At 56.4% G+C, this 20,381-nt stretch carries 23 protein-coding genes; 11 read left to right on the top strand and 12 right to left on the bottom strand.

The features are described from left to right. Positions 1 to 97: 97 nt before the first annotated feature. Entirely contained in the window at positions 98 to 718 is a 621-nt protein-coding gene (sodA, locus tag RTN40_RS18675) for a superoxide dismutase [Mn] (protein ID WP_312213973.1), read from the top strand. A gap of 70 nt (positions 719 to 788) precedes the next feature. Then, positions 789 to 1,466, top strand: coding sequence for a 6-hydroxyaminopurine reductase (gene yiiM, locus RTN40_RS18670; RefSeq protein ID WP_312229777.1), 678 nt, complete (start codon positions 789 to 791; stop codon positions 1,464 to 1,466). Between the two features lie 26 nt (positions 1,467 to 1,492). Here the strand turns inward: yiiM and cpxA are convergent, their stop codons facing one another. Beyond that, positions 1,493 to 2,866, bottom strand: a complete 1,374-nt coding sequence (cpxA, locus tag RTN40_RS18665; RefSeq protein ID WP_312229776.1) for an envelope stress sensor histidine kinase CpxA — start codon at positions 2,864 to 2,866, stop codon at positions 1,493 to 1,495. Beyond that, positions 2,863 to 3,561, bottom strand: a complete 699-nt coding sequence (gene cpxR / locus RTN40_RS18660; protein WP_312229775.1) for an envelope stress response regulator transcription factor CpxR — start codon at positions 3,559 to 3,561, stop codon at positions 2,863 to 2,865. The genes cpxA and cpxR overlap by 4 nt, the downstream gene beginning before the upstream one ends. Positions 3,562 to 3,711: 150 nt before the next feature. Here cpxR and cpxP point away from each other — a divergent pair, with 150 nt between their 5' ends. The 7 genes from cpxP to RTN40_RS18625 all read left to right on the top strand — a co-directional run bounded on the left by cpxP (position 3,712) and on the right by RTN40_RS18625 (position 9,665). Beyond that, positions 3,712 to 4,209 carry a cell-envelope stress modulator CpxP gene (gene cpxP / locus RTN40_RS18655; protein WP_312229774.1) on the top strand — a complete coding sequence of 166 codons (498 nt, stop codon included), beginning with the start codon at positions 3,712 to 3,714 and terminating at the stop codon, positions 4,207 to 4,209. A gap of 204 nt (positions 4,210 to 4,413) precedes the next feature. Further along, a complete protein-coding gene (locus tag RTN40_RS18650) occupies positions 4,414 to 4,635 on the top strand; it encodes a type II toxin-antitoxin system Phd/YefM family antitoxin (protein WP_312229773.1) in 222 nt (73 codons plus the stop codon). Continuing rightward, positions 4,632 to 5,015, top strand: coding sequence for a type II toxin-antitoxin system death-on-curing family toxin (locus tag RTN40_RS18645; RefSeq protein WP_312229772.1), 384 nt, complete (start codon positions 4,632 to 4,634; stop codon positions 5,013 to 5,015). Before RTN40_RS18650 ends, RTN40_RS18645 begins: the two co-directional genes overlap by 4 nt. A gap of 62 nt (positions 5,016 to 5,077) precedes the next feature. Next, positions 5,078 to 5,959, top strand: a complete 882-nt coding sequence (gene fieF / locus RTN40_RS18640) for a CDF family cation-efflux transporter FieF (protein WP_312229771.1) — start codon at positions 5,078 to 5,080, stop codon at positions 5,957 to 5,959. A gap of 201 nt (positions 5,960 to 6,160) precedes the next feature. Beyond that, entirely contained in the window at positions 6,161 to 7,123 is a 963-nt protein-coding gene (gene pfkA, locus RTN40_RS18635; protein WP_103821681.1) for a 6-phosphofructokinase, read from the top strand. 145 nt (positions 7,124 to 7,268) lie between these two features. Next, complete coding sequence (locus tag RTN40_RS18630) at positions 7,269 to 8,258, top strand: sulfate ABC transporter substrate-binding protein (protein ID WP_312229770.1); 990 nt, start codon at positions 7,269 to 7,271, stop codon at positions 8,256 to 8,258. Positions 8,259 to 8,360: 102 nt separating this feature from the next. Further along, positions 8,361 to 9,665: an SLC13 family permease gene (locus RTN40_RS18625; protein WP_312229769.1), complete on the top strand. Its 1,305-nt coding sequence runs from the start codon at positions 8,361 to 8,363 to the stop codon at positions 9,663 to 9,665. A gap of 52 nt (positions 9,666 to 9,717) precedes the next feature. Here RTN40_RS18625 and tpiA read toward each other — a convergent pair whose 3' ends face one another. Further along, positions 9,718 to 10,485, bottom strand: a complete 768-nt coding sequence (tpiA, locus tag RTN40_RS18620) for a triose-phosphate isomerase (protein ID WP_312229768.1) — start codon at positions 10,483 to 10,485, stop codon at positions 9,718 to 9,720. 109 nt (positions 10,486 to 10,594) lie between these two features. Further along, on the bottom strand, positions 10,595 to 11,182 hold the full coding sequence (locus RTN40_RS18615; protein WP_312229767.1) for a DUF1454 family protein: 588 nt from the start codon (positions 11,180 to 11,182) through the stop codon (positions 10,595 to 10,597). Between the two features lie 110 nt (positions 11,183 to 11,292). On the opposite strand from RTN40_RS18615, the gene RTN40_RS18610 reads away from it, so the two are divergent. Further along, positions 11,293 to 11,712: a DUF805 domain-containing protein gene (locus RTN40_RS18610; RefSeq protein WP_312213954.1), complete on the top strand. Its 420-nt coding sequence runs from the start codon at positions 11,293 to 11,295 to the stop codon at positions 11,710 to 11,712. A 16-nt stretch (positions 11,713 to 11,728) separates the two neighbouring features. Here the strand turns inward: RTN40_RS18610 and fpr are convergent, their stop codons facing one another. The 4 genes from fpr to RTN40_RS18590 all read right to left on the bottom strand — a co-directional run bounded on the left by fpr (position 11,729) and on the right by RTN40_RS18590 (position 16,063). Then, positions 11,729 to 12,475: a ferredoxin--NADP(+) reductase gene (gene fpr, locus RTN40_RS18605; RefSeq protein WP_312229766.1), complete on the bottom strand. Its 747-nt coding sequence runs from the start codon at positions 12,473 to 12,475 to the stop codon at positions 11,729 to 11,731. Between the two features lie 93 nt (positions 12,476 to 12,568). Then, entirely contained in the window at positions 12,569 to 13,579 is a 1,011-nt protein-coding gene (gene glpX / locus RTN40_RS18600; protein ID WP_312229765.1) for a class II fructose-bisphosphatase, read from the bottom strand. A gap of 106 nt (positions 13,580 to 13,685) precedes the next feature. Beyond that, positions 13,686 to 15,194 carry a glycerol kinase GlpK gene (gene glpK / locus RTN40_RS18595; protein ID WP_312229764.1) on the bottom strand — a complete coding sequence of 503 codons (1,509 nt, stop codon included), beginning with the start codon at positions 15,192 to 15,194 and terminating at the stop codon, positions 13,686 to 13,688. 20 nt (positions 15,195 to 15,214) lie between these two features. After that, the gene (locus RTN40_RS18590; protein WP_312229763.1) at positions 15,215 to 16,063 is read right to left on the bottom strand and encodes an MIP/aquaporin family protein; all 849 of its coding nucleotides are present in this window, start codon (positions 16,061 to 16,063) and stop codon (positions 15,215 to 15,217) included. Between the two features lie 391 nt (positions 16,064 to 16,454). Here RTN40_RS18590 and zapB point away from each other — a divergent pair, with 391 nt between their 5' ends. Next, positions 16,455 to 16,700, top strand: a complete 246-nt coding sequence (gene zapB, locus RTN40_RS18585) for a septal ring assembly protein ZapB (RefSeq protein ID WP_103821672.1) — start codon at positions 16,455 to 16,457, stop codon at positions 16,698 to 16,700. A gap of 181 nt (positions 16,701 to 16,881) precedes the next feature. Here zapB and rraA read toward each other — a convergent pair whose 3' ends face one another. The 4 genes from rraA to hslV all read right to left on the bottom strand — a co-directional run bounded on the left by rraA (position 16,882) and on the right by hslV (position 20,325). After that, a complete protein-coding gene (gene rraA / locus RTN40_RS18580; RefSeq protein WP_312229762.1) occupies positions 16,882 to 17,367 on the bottom strand; it encodes a ribonuclease E activity regulator RraA in 486 nt (161 codons plus the stop codon). Between the two features lie 92 nt (positions 17,368 to 17,459). Beyond that, entirely contained in the window at positions 17,460 to 18,386 is a 927-nt protein-coding gene (gene menA, locus RTN40_RS18575; protein WP_312229761.1) for a 1,4-dihydroxy-2-naphthoate polyprenyltransferase, read from the bottom strand. A gap of 67 nt (positions 18,387 to 18,453) precedes the next feature. Further along, on the bottom strand, positions 18,454 to 19,785 hold the full coding sequence (gene hslU / locus RTN40_RS18570) for an HslU--HslV peptidase ATPase subunit (RefSeq protein ID WP_312213942.1): 1,332 nt from the start codon (positions 19,783 to 19,785) through the stop codon (positions 18,454 to 18,456). A gap of 9 nt (positions 19,786 to 19,794) precedes the next feature. Continuing rightward, positions 19,795 to 20,325, bottom strand: a complete 531-nt coding sequence (gene hslV / locus RTN40_RS18565) for an ATP-dependent protease subunit HslV (protein WP_312229760.1) — start codon at positions 20,323 to 20,325, stop codon at positions 19,795 to 19,797. Positions 20,326 to 20,381 lie beyond the last annotated feature (56 nt).

The following is a 20,381-nucleotide window of genomic DNA, read 5'->3' as shown; positions in this document are numbered from 1 at the left end:
CATTGATAAACATTTTCAATACTACTTAATTAACTATAATGAACCAACTGCTTACGCGGCATTAACAATCGCCGCCCGACAATTAATGGAGATGATTATGAGTTACACACTGCCATCACTGCCGTACGCTTATGATGCACTGGAACCACACTTCGATAAGCAGACGATGGAAATCCATCACACTAAACATCACCAGACCTACGTTAACAACGCCAACGCCGCGCTGGAAAGCCTGCCGGAGCTGGCTAACCTGCCGGTAGAAGAGCTGATCGCCAAACTGGATCAGGTTCCGGCTGATAAGAAAACCGTACTGCGCAACAACGCAGGCGGCCACGCCAACCACAGCCTGTTCTGGAAAGGCCTGAAAACCGGCACTACCCTGCAGGGCGAACTGAAATCCGCTATCGAGCGTGACTTCGGCTCCGTTGAGAAATTCAAAGAAGAGTTCGAGAAAGCAGCGGCAACCCGCTTCGGCTCCGGCTGGGCATGGCTGGTACTGAAAGGCGACAAACTGGCCGTTGTCTCTACCGCTAACCAGGATAGCCCGCTGATGGGTGAAGCTGTTTCTGGCGCATCCGGCTTCCCGATCCTGGGTCTGGACGTGTGGGAGCACGCTTACTACCTGAAATACCAGAACAAACGCCCGGATTACATCAAGGCGTTCTGGGAAGTGGTAAACTGGGACGAAGCTGCTGCCCGTTTCGCTGCTAAAAAATAAGGTTGCATTGCTTCCGGTGAAAAGCGAGTCTGATGACTCGCTTTTTTTGTATCGGGGGTAAGGCGCTGCGATGCACCATCAGGTTAACGTTTTTACAGGCAAAGTAAGGGATTACGAAGGCAGTCGGCCAAGCGCCATCGCCAAGGTGCAGGTTAACGGCGAACTGACGCTAACCGAGCTGGGGCTTGCGGGCGACCAACAGGCGGAGAAGAAGATCCACGGCGGGCCGGATCGCGCACTGTGCCACTATCCGCGTGAGCACTATCGCCACTGGGCAAACGCGTTTCCTGAACAGGCGGATCTCTTTGTCGCCCCGGCCTTTGGCGAGAACCTCTCTACCGAGGGGCTGACCGAGCAGAACGTCTACATCGGGGATATCTTCCGCTGGGGTGAAGCGCTGATTCAGGTCACCCAGCCGCGCTCGCCCTGCTTCAAAGTTAACTACCATTTTGCCATCCACGACCTCTCCTCCTTGATGCAGGAGAGCGGCCGCACGGGCTGGCTCTACCGGGTGATTGCTCCCGGCAGCGTCTCCGGCGATACGCCTCTTGAGCTGGTTTCCCGCTGTAGCGAGGTGAGCGTCTATGATGCTGCCGCCATTGCCTGGCATCTGCCTTTTGACGACGAGCAGTACCACCGCCTGCTCTCTACCGCCGGCCTCTCGGTAAGCTGGGCCAGAACCATGCAGAAACGACGCCTTAACGGCAAGATTGAAAGTTTTGCGCCCAGACTGTGGGGCCGAAAGTAGCAGGCCGGGGTTGCCCGGCCTGAATATTACGAACGCTTATGCAGCGGTAGCCAGATCGTTAAGCGCAAGCCGCCCAGCGGGCTGTCGTCGGCCTTTACCCAGCCGCGATGCTGCTGAATGGCCGTCTCGACAATCGCCAGCCCCAGGCCGGTACCGCCGGATTCACGATCGCGTGCCTCGTCGGTACGGTAAAACGGCCGGAAAATCTGCTCACGATCTTCCGCGCTGACGCCCGGACCATCGTCATCAACGTTAACCGTTACCCCCTCTTTATCCACCGCAAAACTGACCTCAATCTTCGTATGTGAGTAGCGCAGGGCGTTACGCACAATATTCTCCAGCGCACTCTCCATCGCGCTCGGGTTACCGTACAGCGGCCACGGTCCCGGTGGGAAGTTGACGGTCAGTGATTTGCCCATCTGCTCGGCTTCAAAGGCGGCGTTATCCAGCACGTCGTTCCACAGATGATTAGCCTTAACGGTCTCGCTCACCAGGGCATTTTTCTGCTGGTTACGCGACATCACCAGCAGATCGTTAATCATGCTGTCGAGGCGCTGCGCTTCGGTCTCAATGCGGGCCAGCTCTTTACTCTCACCGCTGCGGCGGCGAAGCAGGGCAGTCCCTAGCTGTAAACGCGTAAGCGGAGTGCGCAGCTCGTGGGAGATATCCGAAAGCAGGCGCTGCTGGGTAGTCATCATTCGCTCAAGCGCGGTGACCATCTGGTTAAAGCTGGCCCCGGCGGCAAGAAACTCCTGCGGCCCCGCCTCTAGCTCAGGATGCTGACGCAGGTTACCCTGAGCGACCTCATCCGCCGCATTTTTCAGCTTACGCGCCGGTTTTGCCAGGCTCCATGCCAGCCAGAGCAGCAGCGGCGAGCTGATCAACATGGTGACGATCAGCAGCAGCAGCGGCCGGTCAAACAGCAGGTTGATAAAATCGGACTGGGAACTGCTTGCCGGACGGATGAGGTAGAGCTGGTAGTTATCTTCCCCGTCGCGGATGGAAAACGGCCCTACCAGCTCTACCCGTCCATACTTCTTCTTCTGCGGATGATCGGAGTTATCCGCCTGACCAATAAAGTTACGAATGATCTGCATTTCGCTGCGTTCAGCGCCGATCACCCGTCCTTCGCTGGTCACCAATAGCAGGCGCTGCCCCGGCGGTGCCCATTTATCAATCGCGCGAAACAGCCGCCGCCACCACATCAAATCGTTCGGTGGATCGAGGGCCAGCTCCGCCTCAACGTGCTGCTCAATCATAATGCCCTGGCGCTGCTCGCTATCCAGCAGCTCCGTCATTTGCCGGGAGTCCAGCTTGGGCACCATTAATACCAGCATCAGCACCAGTGCCAGCGTCAGCCAGAAAATAGCAAAGATGCGAGCCGTTAAACTTCCTATCATGAAGCCGCAACCATCAGATAGCCGCGTCCGCGCAGCGTTTTAAACCACGGATGGCCATCTTTACGCTCCGGCAGCTTACGGCGCAGGTTAGAGATATGCATATCGATTGCGCGATCGAACGGCGTCAGGCGTTTACCCAACACTTCCTGGCTTAGGTGTTCCCTTGAGACCACCTGGCCCAGATGCTGTGCCAGCAGATAGAGCAGGGTGAACTCGGTGCCGGTCAATTCCAGTGACTGGCCCTCAAAGCTGGCCTCCTGACGGCCTGGGTTCAGGCTCAGGGCGTCTACTTCCAGGGTCGGTGAGCCGTTATCGCTGTTCTGTTGCTGTTCGCTCCAGTGCGAACGGCGCAGGATCGCGCGGATTCGGGCCACCAGCTCGCGATCGTTGAACGGTTTAGGCAGATAGTCGTCCGCGCCCAGCTCAAGGCCGAGAACGCGATCCAGCTCGCTACCGCGCGCCGTCAGCATAATGACGGGGGTCTGGTGTGTCTGGCGTAGCTCTTTAAGGGTGTCGATACCATTCTTCTTTGGCATCATAACGTCGAGCAAAAGTAGATCGATGCTGTCGTCCAGGAGGTCTAGCGCCTGCTCCCCGTCATGGGCAACCTGCACATTGAAGCCTTCCATGTCGAGCAGCTCCTTTAAAAGGGAAGTAAGCTCTCGGTCATCGTCAACTAACAGAATTTTATTCATTGTTTAAATACCTCCGAGGCAGAAATTACGTCATCAAGGCTCGCTAATCCATGACTTTACGTTGTTTTACACCCCCTGACGCTAGTTTGCAGCCTGAATCGTAGACTGAGTTCAGTTGATTGGCGACACAAACAATTTTGGGAGCAAGTGATGCGCATTGTTACCGCTGCCGTCATGGCCTCAACGCTGGCGTTAAGTGCTGTTGGCCACGCAGCTGAAGTCGTAACAGGCGATAACTGGCACGCATCTGAAGAGCTTGCGCCGCGCAGCACCCAGAGCCATATGTTTGACGGCATCAGTTTAACCGAGCATCAGCGCCAGCAATTGCGTGATTTGATGCAGCAGGCGAGGCATAAGCTGCCCCCTGTTAATGTTAGCGAAATCGAGGCGATGCACGACCTCGTGACCGCAGAAAATTTTGATGAAAACGCCGTGCGTGCTCAGGCAGAAAAAATGGCGCAGGAGCAGGTTGCTCGCCAGGTCGAAATGGCCCGGGTCCGTAACCAGATGTATCACCTGCTAACGCCAGAGCAACAGGCGGTTTTACATGAGAAACACCAACAGCGGATCGACCAGCTGCGCGACGTTGCAAAACTGCAGCAAGGTTCTCCGCTAACGCTATCTAGTAGCAGTACCGGTAGTAAGTAGTAACCAGTAATAACCCTGTTTTCCTTGCCATAGACACCATCCCTGTCTTCCCCCTCATGATGAGGGGGTTTTTTTTGCCTTGCGTTAAGACAATCCTTTTTAAATCATACTTCGATACAGGCATCAGAAGCGGCCGCCTTGATGACAATATTGCGTGTTGTACGCTTCTGTTGTACGTTTTAGACGTACATTAAAGGAGGCGATATGCGAACTTATACAACATCTCAGGCACGGCAAAATATGTCTGAGGTCATGGACGCTGCTACGGCTGGCGAGCCAGTAGAAATAACCCGCCGCGATGGTTCTGCCGCTGTGCTTATCAGTCGCGATGATTTCAATTCGTGGCAAGAGGCAAAGCTGGATGCCGAATTTGCCGACATTATGGGGCGGCACGGACACACTATTAAGGCGCTGGCGGACAGATGAAATGGATCAGTGCTCAAGAGGTGATAGCATTTCACGATCGCCTGCTTGCAGTCCTACCGGGTATTCAGGGAATGCCAGAGCCGGGAAAGGCAGAGGCGATTATTTATCGCGTTCAGAATCAGCTTTACTATGAAGGCGTTGAGGATATTTACGAACTCGCTGCAATGTACCTTATCGCTATTGCGCGAGGCCATATCTTCAATGACGGTAATAAGCGTACGGCTTTTTTCGTGGCGATGGCTTTCCTAAAGCGTAATGGCATTGATATCCATGATGAAGGTGACGAACTGGAAGAGTTAACGGTATCCACAGCGACGGGTGCAATGAGCAGCGCTGATGTTACTGCTGTTTTGCGTCGACTTTCTATCGATGCTTGCTGATATGCGATCAGAGCCGCAGACCCATACGTTATACTACCCGCTGTGTCCGGGCAGGAGTGCGTATGAATCAAATGTATGGGCAGCTAGTGAGCCGGGCAGCTATTGCCGCGACGGTAATGGCCTCGTTGCTGCTGGTGATCAAAATTTTTGCGTGGTGGTACACCGGATCGGTGAGCGTACTGGCGGCGCTGGTGGATTCGCTGGTGGATATCGCCGCCTCGCTGACTAATCTGCTGGTGGTGCGCTATTCGCTACAGCCAGCAGATGATGAGCACACCTTCGGGCACGGTAAGGCCGAGTCGTTGGCGGCGCTGGCGCAGAGCATGTTTATCTCCGGTTCGGCGCTGTTCCTCTTTTTAACCGGTATTCAGCACCTTGCTCGTCCGGAGCCGATGAATGCGCCGCAGATCGGCATCATCGTAACTCTGGTAGCGCTGGTATGTACTGTGATCCTCGTCACCTTTCAGCGCTGGGTGGTGCGAAAAACGCAAAGCCAGGCCGTGCGCGCCGATATGCTTCATTATCAGTCTGATGTTATGATGAATAGCGCTATTCTCATTGCGCTGGGCCTGTCGTGGTATGGCTGGCATCGGGCGGATGCGCTCTTTGCGCTGGGTATCGGCGCTTATATCCTCTATAGCGCATTGCGTATGGGATATGAAGCGGTTCAGTCACTGCTGGATCGCGCCCTGCCCGATGAGGAGCGGCAGGAAATTATCGCTATCATTACCCGTTGGCCTGGCGTCAGTGGGGCACACGATCTTCGCACGCGGCAGTCAGGGCCGACCCGCTTTATTCAGATTCATTTGGAAATGGATGACAATCTCCCGCTTGTTCAGGCCCACCTGGTGGCCGAGCAGGTTGAAGAGGCGATTTTGCGTCGTTTCCCGGGTTCCGATGTGATAATCCACCAGGACCCTTGTTCCGTGGTGCCCCAGGGATGAGTCTCCAACATAGAGACCCAGTTACAAGGTGTAAAAAAGTGAGCCAGACCAGCATTTTGTGTATAAATTACCGCCATTTGGTCTGACCTGAATCAATTCAGCCACGAGAGATTGATATACTATGCGCAGCATAGCTATTCACTCCCCAGGGCGTCGCTTCGGGCAAGAATTTATTTTGCATTCCTAAGTTCAGAGGTAGTCATGATTAAGAAAATCGGTGTGTTGACAAGTGGCGGTGATGCGCCTGGCATGAACGCTGCAATTCGTGGCGTAGTCCGGGCTGCATTGACTGAAGGCCTGGAAGTCTGCGGCATTTACGACGGCTATCTGGGCCTGTATGAAGACCGTATGGTGCAGCTTGACCGCTACAGCGTCTCCGACATGATCAACCGTGGCGGCACGTTCCTTGGTTCTGCTCGCTTCCCGGAGTTCCGTGAAGAGCATATCCGTGCCGTGGCTATCGAAAACATGAAAAAACGCGGCATCGACGCGCTGGTGGTTATCGGCGGCGACGGATCCTATATGGGGGCAAAACGCCTGACCGAGATGGGCTTCCCGTGCATCGGCCTGCCGGGCACCATCGATAACGATGTTGCCGGTACCGACTACACCATCGGTTACTTCACCGCGCTGCATACCGTCGTTGAAGCGATTGACCGTCTGCGCGATACCTCTTCTTCCCACCAGCGTATCTCCATCGTTGAAGTGATGGGCCGTTACTGTGGCGATCTGACCCTGGCGGCGGCTATTGCCGGTGGCTGTGAGTTTATCGTCCTGCCGGAAGTGGAGTTTAACCGTGAAGATCTGGTGAGCGAGATCAAGGCCGGGATCGCCAAAGGTAAAAAGCATGCCATCGTGGCGATTACCGAGCACATCTGCGATATCGACGAGCTGGCCAAGTATATCGAGTCCGAGACCAAGCGCGAAACCCGCGCCACCGTTCTCGGTCACATCCAGCGCGGCGGCTCTCCGGTTCCTTATGACCGTATTCTGGCCTCCCGTATGGGTGCCTACGCTATTGAGCTGCTGCTGCAGGGCCACGGTGGCCGCTGCGTCGGTATTCAGAACGAGAAGATGGTGCACCACGACATCATCGATGCTATCGAAAATATGAAGCGTCCGTTCAAAGGCGACTGGCTGGACTGCGCTAAGAAGCTTTACTGATTCAAAATGCGCCCTCCCCAGCCGGGGAGGGTCGCTCGCTTTATTCCCCTTCGTTATAGCCAATCTTTTTTTATTCTTTAATCATTGATTCGCTTTCTGGCACGCTGAGTCCATCACAACACAACTCAACATAAGAGAGTGAGCGATGAACAAATGGGGTGTAGGGTTAACTTTGCTGCTGGCTTCCGGCAGCGTTCTGGCAAAGGACATTCAGCTTTTAAACGTCTCTTACGATCCAACGCGTGAGCTGTACGAACAGTACAATAAGGCATTCAGCGCGCACTGGAAGCAGGAAACCGGTGATAACGTGACTATTCGCCAGTCGCACGGCGGCTCAGGCAAACAGGCTACCTCCGTCATCAACGGTATCGAAGCCGATGTAGTAACCCTGGCGCTGGCCTATGACGTTGACGCCATTGCCGAGCGTGGACGCATCGATAAAAACTGGATCAAACGCCTGCCGGACAACTCCGCGCCCTATACCTCCACCATCGTTTTCCTGGTACGTAAAGGCAACCCGAAACAGATCCACGACTGGAACGATCTGATTAAGCCGGGCGTCTCAGTGATCACGCCGAACCCGAAAAGCTCCGGCGGTGCGCGCTGGAACTACCTGGCGGCGTGGGGCTACGCTCTGCACCACAACAACAATGACCAGGCTAAAGCGCAGGACTTCGTGAAATCGCTGTTCAAGAACGTGGAAGTGCTGGACTCCGGCGCACGCGGTGCGACCAATACCTTCGTTGAGCGCGGCATCGGTGACGTGCTGATCGCCTGGGAGAACGAGGCGCTGCTGGCGACTAACGAGCTGGGCAAAGACAAGTTTGAAATTGTCACCCCGAGCGAATCTATTCTCGCCGAGCCGACCGTCTCCGTGGTTGACAAAGTGGTTGATAAAAAAGAGACCAAATCCGTAGCCGAAGCCTATCTGAAGTATCTCTACTCGCCGGAAGGGCAGGAGATTGCGGCGAAAAACTTCTATCGCCCGCGTAACCCGGACGTGGCAAAGAAATATGACAGCGAGTTCCCGAAACTTAAGCTGTTCACTATCGATGATGAGTTTGGCGGCTGGACAAAAGCTCAGAAAGACCACTTCTCTAACGGTGGCACCTTCGACCAAATCAGCAAACGTTAAGACTAACGGCCCCGCGGGGCCGTTTTTTTACCCCACCATTAATGGCGTTTACTGAACCTGCCTGCCGCCGTAGACTCGGTGAAAAAATGACAGGAGACAGGTATGTCACTCTGGTTAACGCACCCTCTGTTCCTTCCCTCGCTGATTATCGGTATCACCATCGTGCTGTGGGCTGCCTCACTGCTGCCGGAGTTTATTACCGCGCTACTCTTCTTTGCCGCCGCCATGGTGGCCAAAATCGCACCGGCGGACGTTATCTTTGGCGGCTTTGCCTCGTCGGCGTTCTGGCTGGTCTTTAGCGGCTTCGTACTGGGCGTGGCGATCCGTAAAACCGGGCTGGCGGACCGGGCGGCAAGAGCGCTCTCGGCGAGGTTAACGGATTCGTGGCTGTTGATGGTAGGCAGCGTCGTGTTGCTAAGCTATGCCCTGGCCTTTGTTATGCCGTCGAACATGGGGCGTATCGCCCTGCTGATGCCCATCGTTGCGGCGATGGCGGCACGCGCCGGGATCCACGAGGGGTCGCGGGCATGGTTCGGCCTGGCGCTGGCGGTGGGCTTTGGTACCTTCCAGCTCTCTGCCACCATTCTGCCCGCTAACGTGCCGAATCTGGTAATGAGCGGCGCAGCCGAAGGGGCTTTTGGTATCCATCTTAACTATGTGCCCTATCTGCTGCTGCATACCCCGGTGCTGGGCATTCTGAAGGGGCTGATCCTGATTGCGCTCATCTGCTGGCTCTTTCCTGGCAAACCCCACGCGGCGCGCGACCTCGAACCCGCCACGCCGATGAGCCGGGATGAGAAGCGGCTCGCCTGGATGCTGGCGGTTGTGCTTATCCTGTGGGTGACAGAGAGCTGGCATGGAGTTGGCCCGGCATGGACTGGGCTGGCGGCGGCCTGCGTCACGCTGCTGCCACGTATTGGCTTTATTAACGGAGAGGAGTTCTCCAAAGGGGTGAACATCCGGACCTGCATCTACGTGGCGGGGATTTTAGGCCTGGCGATCACGGTAACGCAAACCGGTATTGGCCGCGCTGTAGGCGACGCGCTGCTGCATATAATGCCGCTCGATCCACAAAACCCATTCACCAGTTTCCTGGCCCTGACCGGCATTACCACCGCACTTAACTTTATTATGACCGCCAACGGTGTTCCGGCGCTCTATACCAGCCTGGCCCAGAGCTTCTCTGATGCTACCGGGTTCCCGCTGCTGTCGGTAATTATGATTCAGGTGCTGGGGTACTCGACACCGCTGTTGCCGTACCAGGCTTCGCCCATCGTGGTGGCGATGGCGTTAGGGAAAGTGCCTGCGCGGGCGGGGATCCTGCTCTGTCTGGCGCTGGCGGTGGCAACGTATCTGGTGCTGCTGCCGCTGGACTATCTGTGGTATCAGGTGCTGGGCCGGCTATAAAAAAGCCCGGTGGCGCTAGCGCTTACCGGGCCTACAGGCAGGTATAATGCGATTATGCCTGCTTAGCCGATTCCGCTGCCTTCACAATCACGGCGAACGCATCAGCTTTCAGAGAGGCACCGCCAACCAGCGCGCCGTCGATGTCTGGCTGGGTGAACAGTTCAGCCGCGTTCGAGGCGTTAACCGAGCCACCATACTGAATGATGACCTGCTCAGCCACTTTTGCGTCAGCTTTTGCAATGTGGTCACGGATAAATTTGTGCACCGCCTGGGCCTGCGCCGGGGTGGCTGACTTGCCGGTACCGATAGCCCATACCGGCTCGTAAGCGATCACTACGCCTTCGAACGCTGCTGCGCCCTGGGTTTTCAGCACCGCGTCGATCTGACGTGCGCACACTTCTTCAGTTTTACCCGCTTCGTTTTCTTCTTCGGTTTCACCGATGCACAGAACCGGGATCAGACCCTGCTCTTTCAGCACGGCGAATTTTTTCGCGATCAGCTCGTCAGACTCTGCATGGTAGGTGCGACGCTCAGAGTGACCAATAATGATGTACTGCGCGCCAACGTCTTTCAGCATCTCAGCGGACGTTTCACCGGTAAACGCACCGGAGAGGTTCACATCAACGTTCTGCGCGCCGAGGATAATATGGCTGCCCGCTGCGGCCTGTTTCGCCAGATCCAGATACATCGCCGGCGGCGCGATCGCTACGCCGCAGCCGGTGACGCCAGCCAGCTCTTTACGCAGGTTAGCTACCAGTTCGTTTACCATCTGGCGGCTGCCGTTCAGTTTCCAGTTACCCATCACTAAAGGATGTCGCATTTTTATTCTCCACGCTTTATCAGCGAATCAAGGAATATGGCTGCCGTTTGCAGGCAGCATGGTTGTCAAACAGTATAGAGATTCATCCCCGCAAAGGCTTTGCTTTTTATCATTTATTGTTACCTTCAGCACTATCAGATAGCGTCAGCTTAATCGGTTCAACAGCGAAGGTCAGCCCTTTTTCACCGTTATCTGCCGCAACATAGCGTAGCGCGCCCTCTGTCTCGGCATACCAGGCTTTGCCTTTACCTTTATTCAGCAGCTTCTGCACCTTTTGTAGGCTGTTGGCTTTGGTCAGCTGGGGTGAAAAGGCGCGTAACACCGCGGCCATATACTCCTGCGCTTTGGCTTTCGCCGCCTTCTGCTCCGGTCCCTGAACGGGTAGCCAGGTGATCTGCATCGACTTGATCTTCAGCGTGCCGCGCTCCAGGGCCGTTGAGGCATAAAGCGACTCATTGATCTTGCTGGCGGCCCGCGTCAGGTTAGCGCGGTCGTTACGTGACTCAATGGCGCGAAACTCGTTGAGCGCCAGCGTGGGGTTATTAGCGTTAAACTTCTCGCGGAACTGGCTAATGGATTGATCGAAGGTTGGCGCGCCCGCCAGCAGATAGGGGGCCGTGGCAGCAAGGGGAACCTCTACCGCCAGCGCGGGCAGGCAAAACGTCAGCCAGGCCAGTAATACACTCCATCTTTTCATGATCTCTCCCTCTGTTTAGCTATCCCGATTAAAACGATAACCGTCTGGCTTGTCAAAAGCTGACCCGACTAAGGTAAACTACGCAGCACTACGATTATAAGGAACCTTACATGACCATACAGCAGTGGTTATTCTCATTTAAAGGGCGTATTGGACGCCGTGACTTCTGGATCTGGATAGCGCTCTGGGCGCTGTCGATGGTGGCACTCTTTTCGCTGGCGGGAAGCGGGCTGGTGGATCTGCAGCTGGCAGCCTTTGCGCTGGTGAGCCTGCTCTGGCCAACGACCTGCGTGGTAGTAAAACGGCTTCACGATCGCGGTAAGTCGGGCTACTGGGCCTTACTGCTGATACTCGCGTGGATGCTGCTGGCCGGGCGCTGGGATGTGTTAGGCGGCGTCTGGACGTGGGCGGTGGGGCGTTTTATCCCGACGCTGATCCTGGTCATGCTGCTGGTCGACCTCGGCGCGTTTCTCGGCACGCCGGGCGAAAACAAGTTTGGTAAAACGACGCTGGACGTGAAGTTCCGTTAGTTACCAGGCCCGTTAATTACCAATAGTGCTCAGCGGTCATATGGCCCGGACGACGGCGCAGGTGTTTGGCCATCTGCCGGGTCTCTTTCAGCAGCTGCTGAGTATCGCGTACCATCTGCGGATTCCCGCACAGCATCACATGGCTATCTTCCGCCCGCATTGTTAGCCCGACGGCTCGCTCCAGCTCACCACTCTCAATCAATGCCGGTACGCGACCGTGCAACGAGCCAGCTACCGTCTCGCGGCTCACTACCGTCTGGATGTGCAGTTTACCCTCGTAGCGTTTTTGCAGCTCCAGCATCAACGGCAGATAGCTGAGATCCTCGGCATAGCGTGCGGCGTGGACCAACACCAGGTTTTTGAAGCGCTCCAAATCCTTACCCTCCTGCAAAATAGAGAGATAGGGTCCGATGGCCGTCCCGGTTGCCAGCATCCACAGCGTTTCACACTCGGGGATCTCCTCCAGTACAAAGAACCCGGCGGCCTCGCTCACGATCAGTACCTCATCGCCCGGCTTCAGCGCCGCAAGGCGCGGACTCAGCTTACCGTCCGGGACGGTGACCAGATAAAATTCGAGATTAGGATCGCTGGGAGCGTTGACGTAGGAGTAGGCACGCTGTACGCGCTCGCCGTCAATCTCCAGGCCCAGTTTAGCAAACTGGCCCGCTTTGAAGGGGTGGATGGGAGCATGAACGGTGAGGCTAAAGAGCGCGTCGGTCCAAAATTCAACCTTCGTAACTTTTCCTGTAATCCAATCCGCCATGATCGTCTCCTGTTCTGTATAACCTTATCTTCGTCGCTTAAAGCGAACTTTTCCAGCCCAGGCGGGCCGGAAAGCTCGATTGATCAAATGACCTTAGAGAATGTGGCGCTGTACGTCCGTATCTTTGCGATCGAGGTAGTGAATGGACTGAATGCGGCGAATAGTGCGGGATTTACCGCGGATCAGCAGGGTTTCGGTAGTCGCCATATTGCCCTTGCGGCTGATGCCGTCGAGCAGATCGCCCTTGGTGATGCCGGTAGCGGAAAAGATTACGTTATCGTTGCGCGCCATGTCGCCCAGCTGCAGCACGCTGCCCGCTTCGATCCCCATCTCTTTACAGCGCGCCAGCTCCTGTTCGCCGATGCGGCGGTTCTCTTCGCTGTCGCCTTTCACATGATGACGCGCCAGCAGGCGGCCCTGCATGTCACCGTCCAGCGCGCGGATGGCAGCGGCGGAGACTACGCCCTCCGGTGCGCCGCCGATACCGTAGAGCACGTCCACTTCGCTGTCGGGCATGCAGGTCAGGATGGAAGCCGCCACGTCGCCATCCGGAATGGCAAACACGCGCACGCCGAGCTGCTGCATCTGGGCGATGACCGCATCGTGACGCGGCTTCGCCAGGATGGTCACGGTTAGCTCGCTGAGCGGCTTACCGAGCGCGGCGGCCACGTTGCGCAGGTTCTCTTCCAGGGACAGGCTAAGATCGATAGCGCCCTTTGCGCCAGGGCCGACAATCAGCTTCTCCATATACATATCCGGCGCATTCAGGAAGCTACCCTTGTCGCCCACGGCCAGCACCGCCAGCGCGTTGGCCTGGCCCATCGCCGTCATGCGGGTACCTTCAATGGGATCGACGGCAATATCCACCGCATCGCCCTGACCAGTACCGACGCGCTCGCCGATATAGAGCATCGGTGCTTCGTCGATTTCGCCCTCGCCAATCACAATGGTGCCGTCAATGTTGATCTGGTTGAGCACAATGCGCATGGCATTAACCGCCGCGCCGTCGGCAATGTTTTTATCGCCCCGGCCCAGCCACTTGTAGCCAGCCAGCGCAGCCGCTTCCGTTACGCGGGAAAATTCAATAGCAAGCTCTCGTTTCATTGCACACTCGTCGTTAAAGAACGTTATTAAAGAAATTGTGCAAAGTTTAACACAGAGAGGAGGAGCAACGTCCCCTCTCCGGGCGGAGAGGGGAGCGGGGTGGTATTTAGTCGTCGTGTTCTTCCCACGCCATGGCGCGTTTCACCGCTTTTTTCCAGCCGCTGTAGCGGTAGTTACGCTCGGTGGTTTCGATGCCCGGACGGAACTCACGCTCGATAACCGCTTTCTCCTGCAGCTCGTCGAGGTTCTGCCAGAAGCCCACCGCCAGGCCCGCCAGATAGGCCGCGCCCAGCGCCGTAACTTCGCGCACTTCCGGGCGCTCAACGCGGGTGCCGAGGATGTCTGACTGGAACTGCATCAGGAAGTTGTTGGCTACCGCACCGCCGTCCACGCGCAGGGCGTGCAGGCGAATGCCTGAGTCGGCCTGCATGGCTTCCAGCACGTCGCGGGTCTGATAGGCGATAGATTCCAGCGTCGCGCGGATGATGTGGTTTGAGTTAACCCCACGGGTCAGACCGAAGATTGCGCCACGGGCGTAGGGATCCCAGTAGGGCGCGCCGAGACCGGTAAAGGCCGGCACCACGTACACACCGTTGGTATCTTTCACCTTGGTGGCAAAATATTCCGAGTCGAACGAGTCGCTGATTAGCTTCATTTCATCGCGCAGCCACTGAATGGATGCCCCGGCCATAAATACCGCGCCCTCAAGGGCGTAGTTCACCTCGCCACGCGGGCCGCAGGCGATAGTGGTCAGCAGGCCGTGCTCGGAAGCGACGGCTTTCTCACCGGTATTCATCAGCATAAAGCAGCCGGTACCGTAGGTGTTCTTCGCCATTCCCTGCTTGACGCAGAGCTGGCCGAAGAGCGCCGCCTGCTGGTCACCGGCGATCCCGGCGATAGGAATACGCGTGCCGCCCTTGCCGCCGATGTTAGTCTGGCCGTAGACCTCGGAGGATTTACGGACTTCCGGCAGCATGGCGCGCGGAATGTCCAGCACCTCCAGCATCTTCTCATCCCACTCGAGGGTGTGGATGTTGAACAGCATGGTACGGGAGGCGTTGGTGTAGTCGGTAACGTGGACGCGTCCCTGGGTCATCTTCCAGATCAGCCAGCTATCGACGGTGCCGAACAGCAGCTCGCCGCGCTTAGCGCGCTCACGGGAGCCATCAACGTGGTCGAGGATCCACTTCACCTTAGTGCCGGAGAAGTAGGGGTCGATCACCAGGCCCGTGGTGGCGCGGATGTAATCCTCAAGGCCGTCGCGCTTCAGGTGTTCGCAGATGTCGGCGGTACGACGGCACTGCCAGACGATGGCGTTATGAATAGGTTTGCCGGTCTCTTTATCCCAGATCACCACGGTTTCACGCTGGTTAGTGATACCGATAGCGGCAATCTGATCGGAGCTGATATCGGCTTTAGCCAGCACTTCCACCAGCGTTGAGCTTTGGCTGGCCCAGATCTCCATCGGATCGTGCTCGACCCAGCCTGGCTTAGGATAAATTTGTTCAAATTCGCGCTGTGAAACGCTGATGATATTGGCGTCGTGATCCATTACCACGGCGCGAGAGCTGGTCGTCCCCTGGTCCAGCGCAACGATATATTTTTTCTCAGTCATCATATTTTCCCGTAGTCACATTACAGCGACGCTTTGTGTTGTGCGGCAGTGGCAGCTGGCTCTTTCACCTCTTCCTCGCAGGTGTCGCAGGGCAGATGGCGGCCAATCAGCTTACGATAACCAAACGCGCCGAGCGCTGCACCTGCTACCGGTCCGAACAGCGGCACCAGGAAGTAGGGAATATCTTTGCCGCCGGTAAAGGCAACGTTGCCCCAGCCTGCAAGCCAGGCGAAGGCTTTTGGCCCGATATCACGCGCCGGGTTCATCGCAAAGCCGGTCAGCGGCCCCATCGAGGCACCAATTACCGCAATCAGCAGGCCAATCAGCAGCGGAGCCAGCGGGCCGCGTGGAATACCGTTGCCGTCATCGCCGAGCGCCATGATTACGCCCATCAGGATAGCGGTAATCACCATTTCAACCGCGAAGGCCTGCACAAAATTGATGTGCGGATTGGGGTAGGTTGAAAATATCCCGGCAAGATCCAGGCTCTCGACGCTGCCGCGTACCATCTGGTGCGTCTGTTCAAAATCATAAAACAGGTTGTAGTAGAGGCCGTAGACCAGCGCGGCGGCACAAAACGCGCCTGCAAACTGCGAGGCGATAAACGGCGCGACTTTGCGCCCGTCGAAGCAGGCGAACAGCCACAGGGCAATGGTCACCGCCGGGTTGAGATGCGCACCGGAGACCCCGGCGGTCAGGTAGATGGCCATCGCCACGCCCAGACCCCAGATGATACTGATCTCCCACTGGCCGAAGGAGGCACCTGCCACCTTCAGCGCCGCAACACAGCCAACCCCGAAGAAAATCAACAACCCGGTACCGAGGAACTCGGCGATGCACTGGCCTTTTAAGGTCGATGTTTGACTCATAATCGGATCCTAAAGTGTGTGTAATGGTTATTGTTAGCATGGCGAGCAGAGACAACCATGGTGTCTGTAGACACAGTGTTAATTTATCGTTAACGAGCAAAAACGAGAAATATCGAAATTAAAATGTGTGTACTGCGTCAATAAAATGAGCGTTTTCGCGCCATAGAGCACATATTTGTTCCGGGGGATAATTTGAAGCTGAATCATTTCATTAACGAATCGATTAACAAATCATACGCTGCGGAAGGGTGTAAACCAGGCGAAGGATGAAAAGTGTTGCAAACCGCAAACTACGCGCCCTGGCGCTGGACAGGGGCGGCGGGGCTTCATACAATCGGGGCTATGTTGTGCGCGTTTACATTAAAGCGTCGCCTTGCAATTCAGGAGAGGTATGACCATGTCATTAGAAGTGTTTGAGAAACTGGAAGCAAAAGTACAGCAGGCGATTGACACCATCACGTTACTGCAGATGGAAATCGAAGAGCTGAAAGAGAAAAATAACGGCCTGTCGCAGGAAGTGCAGAATGCGCACCACCATCGCGAAGAGCTGGAGCGTGAAAATCATCAGCTGCGCGAACAGCAGAACGGCTGGCAGGATCGCTTACAGGCGCTGCTCGGTCGCATGGAAGAGGTCTAATTACGCTTTATCTTTCGTGCCGTAGCGGTGTTGGCTGCACTCTGCCACCCCAGTCACGTAGTTTACTACGCTCCTGGGGATGCCTTCGTTTGCCGCCTTGCTACACCACGAAATCTTTCGCGTAATCAGCAATGTTAAGCGGTAAGTAGGCCGGGTAAGCGAAGCGCCACCCGGCTTTTTATTACTCGATGTCGAGCGGATCTTCAGAGAGGATAATGCCGGTGTTATCGGCATAGAGGTGGTCACCGGAGAAGAAGGTGACGCCGCCAAAGTTAACGCGGATATCGCTTTCCCCAATGCCTTCCCCTGCTGCCCCCACCGGGATCGCGGCAATCGCCTGGATACCGATGTCCAGCTCTTCAAGATCGTCCACCTGGCGCACCGCGCCGTAGACCACCATGCCTTCCCATTCGTTCTGGGCAGCAAGGCGTGCCAGCTCGGCATCGATCAGTGCGCGACGAACGGAACCGCCGCCGTCAATCAGCAGAACGCGACCACGGCCATTCTGTTCGAGCAGATCGTAAAGCAACCCGTTATCCTCGAAACATTTCACCGTAATGATTTGTCCGCCAAACGACGACCGCCCACCAAAGTTGGAGAACAGCGGTTCCACGACGTTGACATCTTCCTGGTAGATGTCACAAAGCTCGGAAGTATCGTATTTCATAGGATTTACGTTTAGTTGCTGCGAGAACTCACAGTATATCGCGCATAGTGCATTGTTGGCAAAATCATCAATTGTTAATTGATATTTGTCAGCTAAAGCAGCGTCTTGCTGAGCACAATCCCGACCACAAACAGCAGGTTAGTCAGCAGCGCACCTTTGACAGTGCGTTCGAGCATCGGCGGCATCGCGGCAGGGTCTTGCTCCCGCAGCACATAGCGTGCCTGGCGCACCAGCAATGGCGCAGCCAGAATGAACAGCCAGCCCCACGGGCTGTGCAGGTAGAGCAGGTTAAACAGCCCAAGGCAGAGCAGCGCCCCCAGCAGCAGGCAGGCGTGATAGCGCCGGGCGTTTACCGGTCCCAGACGTACCACCAGCGTGTTTTTACCGTTGGCGCGATCGCTGTCGATGTCCCGCAGGTTGTTGACGTTGAGCACCGCCGTCGCCAGCAGGCCGCAGGCGGTGGCCGGTAAGAACATCGCCGGGAGCAGGGTATGCGCTTGCAGATAACCGCTACCCATCACGCTGAGCCAGCCAAAAAAGAGCAGTACCGAAATGTCGCCGAGGCCGAGATAGCCGTACGGGCGGCGGCCAATGGTGTAGGTGATAGCGGCGACAATCGACAGCCCGCCCAGCACCATAAAGCCGATAAAATCCGCTACCGTCTGATACGCAACCAGCACCAGCGCCAGGCCAGAGAGGCAGCTGAGCGCGACGGTAACCATCAGGGCGCGTTTCATCTGCCTCTGGCTGATGGCCCCTTTCTGCATTCCCCGCAGCGGCCCGATACGATCGGGCTTGTCGCTGCCTTTGACCGCGTCACCGTAGTCGTTAGCCAGATTAGAGAGGATCTGCAGTAGTCCGGCGGTAACGAGCGCCAGCACGGCCACCCGCAGGTCAAAGTGGCCTTGCCACCAGGCGAGGGCGGTGCCGACCACAATCGCGGCAAACGCAAGGGGAAGGGTCTTTGGCCGCAGGCTTTCCAGCCAGGCTTGGGTACGCGTCAGGGTATGTTCAGTCATAGGGTTCTGCCAATAAAAATGGGGCTATATAGCCCCATCAACAGTAATGAAAACGTGCTGAGCGCGATTATAGAATAAAACGGCTCAGGTCTTCATCTGCTACCAGCTCATCCAGGTGCTTGCTCACATAAGCGGCATCGATTGTCACCGATTCGCCGTTGAGATCGCTGGCGTCATAGGAGATATCCTCCATCAGACGCTCCAGAACGGTGTGCAGACGACGGGCACCGATGTTTTCCGTGGTCTCGTTCACCTGCCATGCGGCCTGAGCAATGCGTTTGATACCGTCGTCGGTAAAGTCGATGTTGACGCCTTCGGTAGCCATCAGCGCCTTGTACTGCACGGTCACGGAGGCGTTTGGCTCAGTCAGGATGCGCTCAAAGTCCTCGGTGGTCAGCGCCTGCAGCTCAACGCGGATCGGCAGACGGCCCTGCAGCTCAGGGATCAGATCCGATGGCTTCGCTACCTGGAACGCACCGGAAGCGATAAACAGGATATGGTCGGTTTTCACCATGCCGTGCTTGGTGGAGACGGTGCAGCCTTCCACCAGCGGCAGCAGGTCGCGCTGTACGCCTTCACGGGAAACGTCCGGACCGGAGGATTCGCCGCGCTTACAGATTTTATCGATCTCATCGATAAACACGATCCCGTGCTGTTCAACGGCGTCGATAGCGTCCTGCTTCAGCTCTTCCGGATTCACCAGCTTGGCCGCTTCCTCTTCAATCAGCAGCTTCATGGCGTCTTTGATCTTCAGCTTGCGCGGCTTCTGCTTCTGGCCGCCCAGGTTCTGGAACATCGACTGCAGCTGGCTGGTCATCTCTTCCATGCCCGGAGGTGCCATGATCTCTACGCCCATCGGCGCCGCGGCGAGGTTAATCTCCACCTCTTTGTCATCCAGCTGGCCTTCGCGCAGTTTTTTGCGGAACGCCTGGCGCGCAGCGGATGGCTCCTGGGACTGTTCAGACTGGCCCCAGTTATCCTTCGCCGGCGGGATCAGCACGTCGAGAATGCGCTCTTCCGCCATCTCTTCCGCACGGTAGCGGTTTTTCTCGATCGACTGCATACGCACCATTTTCACGGCGGCATCGGTGAGATCGCGGATAATCGAGTCAACTTCTTTACCTACATAGCCGACTTCGGTGAATTTGGTCGCTTCTACCTTAATGAAAGGTGCATTGGCCAGTTTCGCCAGGCGACGGGCAATCTCGGTTTTACCGACGCCGGTTGGACCGATCATCAGAATGTTTTTCGGTGTGACTTCGTGGCGCAGCTCTTCGTCGAGCTGCATACGACGCCAGCGGTTACGCAGGGCAATGGCGACAGAGCGCTTGGCATTGTCCTGACCGATAATGTGTTTGTTCAGTTCGCTGACGATTTCGCGTGGGGTCATTTCAGACATGGGAGATCCTTACGCTTTAGAGTTTAATTCTTCGATGGTGTGATTGTGGTTGGTATAGATGCAGATATCACCTGCAATATCCAACGCCTTCACCGCAATGTCGTGCGCATTCATGTCGGTGTTTTCCAACAGGGCGCGGGCGGCGGCCTGGGCGTACGGGCCGCCGGAGCCGATAGCAATCAGGTCGTTTTCCGGCTGTACCACGTCACCGTTACCGGTGATGATCAGCGAGGCGTTTTCATCCGCCACCGCCAGCAGCGCTTCGAGCCTGCGCAGCATACGATCGGTACGCCAGTCTTTTGCCAGCTCAACGGCGGCTTTCACCAGGTGGCCCTGGTGCATCTCCAGCTTGCGTTCAAACAGTTCAAACAGCGTGAAGGCGTCTGCGGTACCGCCTGCAAAACCTGCGATAACTTTATCGTTGTACAGACGGCGCACTTTTTTCACGTTGCCTTTCATTACGGTATTGCCCAGCGTGGCCTGGCCATCACCGGCAATCACTACCTGACCGTTACGGCGAACACTTACAATTGTTGTCACGAGCAGACCCCTTTGTTGCAATCAGTGAGTCGCCCCGCACGATGTACGGGGCAGAA

The organism is Pseudescherichia sp. (assembly GCF_031987975.1).
Taxonomy (GTDB): domain Bacteria; phylum Pseudomonadota; class Gammaproteobacteria; order Enterobacterales; family Enterobacteriaceae; genus Pseudescherichia.
The sequence above is the reverse complement of the archived record's forward strand: the minus strand, read 5'-3'. Positions and strand labels throughout refer to the sequence as shown.

What these genes read in the sequence shown, in the direction of transcription:
- sodA (WP_312213973.1), top strand. Translation starts at nt 98, where the DNA reads ATGAGTTACACACTGCCATCACTGCCGTACGCTTATGATGCACTGGAA.
- yiiM (WP_312229777.1), top strand. Translation starts at nt 789, where the DNA reads ATGCACCATCAGGTTAACGTTTTTACAGGCAAAGTAAGGGATTACGAA.
- cpxA (WP_312229776.1), bottom strand. Translation starts at nt 2,866, where the DNA reads ATGATAGGAAGTTTAACGGCTCGCATCTTTGCTATTTTCTGGCTGACG.
- cpxR (WP_312229775.1), bottom strand. Translation starts at nt 3,561, where the DNA reads ATGAATAAAATTCTGTTAGTTGACGATGACCGAGAGCTTACTTCCCTT.
- cpxP (WP_312229774.1), top strand. Translation starts at nt 3,712, where the DNA reads ATGCGCATTGTTACCGCTGCCGTCATGGCCTCAACGCTGGCGTTAAGT.
- RTN40_RS18650 (WP_312229773.1), top strand. Translation starts at nt 4,414, where the DNA reads ATGCGAACTTATACAACATCTCAGGCACGGCAAAATATGTCTGAGGTC.
- RTN40_RS18645 (WP_312229772.1), top strand. Translation starts at nt 4,632, where the DNA reads ATGAAATGGATCAGTGCTCAAGAGGTGATAGCATTTCACGATCGCCTG.
- fieF (WP_312229771.1), top strand. Translation starts at nt 5,078, where the DNA reads ATGAATCAAATGTATGGGCAGCTAGTGAGCCGGGCAGCTATTGCCGCG.
- pfkA (WP_103821681.1), top strand. Translation starts at nt 6,161, where the DNA reads ATGATTAAGAAAATCGGTGTGTTGACAAGTGGCGGTGATGCGCCTGGC.
- RTN40_RS18630 (WP_312229770.1), top strand. Translation starts at nt 7,269, where the DNA reads ATGAACAAATGGGGTGTAGGGTTAACTTTGCTGCTGGCTTCCGGCAGC.
- RTN40_RS18625 (WP_312229769.1), top strand. Translation starts at nt 8,361, where the DNA reads ATGTCACTCTGGTTAACGCACCCTCTGTTCCTTCCCTCGCTGATTATC.
- tpiA (WP_312229768.1), bottom strand. Translation starts at nt 10,485, where the DNA reads ATGCGACATCCTTTAGTGATGGGTAACTGGAAACTGAACGGCAGCCGC.
- RTN40_RS18615 (WP_312229767.1), bottom strand. Translation starts at nt 11,182, where the DNA reads ATGAAAAGATGGAGTGTATTACTGGCCTGGCTGACGTTTTGCCTGCCC.
- RTN40_RS18610 (WP_312213954.1), top strand. Translation starts at nt 11,293, where the DNA reads ATGACCATACAGCAGTGGTTATTCTCATTTAAAGGGCGTATTGGACGC.
- fpr (WP_312229766.1), bottom strand. Translation starts at nt 12,475, where the DNA reads ATGGCGGATTGGATTACAGGAAAAGTTACGAAGGTTGAATTTTGGACC.
- glpX (WP_312229765.1), bottom strand. Translation starts at nt 13,579, where the DNA reads ATGAAACGAGAGCTTGCTATTGAATTTTCCCGCGTAACGGAAGCGGCT.
- glpK (WP_312229764.1), bottom strand. Translation starts at nt 15,194, where the DNA reads ATGACTGAGAAAAAATATATCGTTGCGCTGGACCAGGGGACGACCAGC.
- RTN40_RS18590 (WP_312229763.1), bottom strand. Translation starts at nt 16,063, where the DNA reads ATGAGTCAAACATCGACCTTAAAAGGCCAGTGCATCGCCGAGTTCCTC.
- zapB (WP_103821672.1), top strand. Translation starts at nt 16,455, where the DNA reads ATGACCATGTCATTAGAAGTGTTTGAGAAACTGGAAGCAAAAGTACAG.
- rraA (WP_312229762.1), bottom strand. Translation starts at nt 17,367, where the DNA reads ATGAAATACGATACTTCCGAGCTTTGTGACATCTACCAGGAAGATGTC.
- menA (WP_312229761.1), bottom strand. Translation starts at nt 18,386, where the DNA reads ATGACTGAACATACCCTGACGCGTACCCAAGCCTGGCTGGAAAGCCTG.
- hslU (WP_312213942.1), bottom strand. Translation starts at nt 19,785, where the DNA reads ATGTCTGAAATGACCCCACGCGAAATCGTCAGCGAACTGAACAAACAC.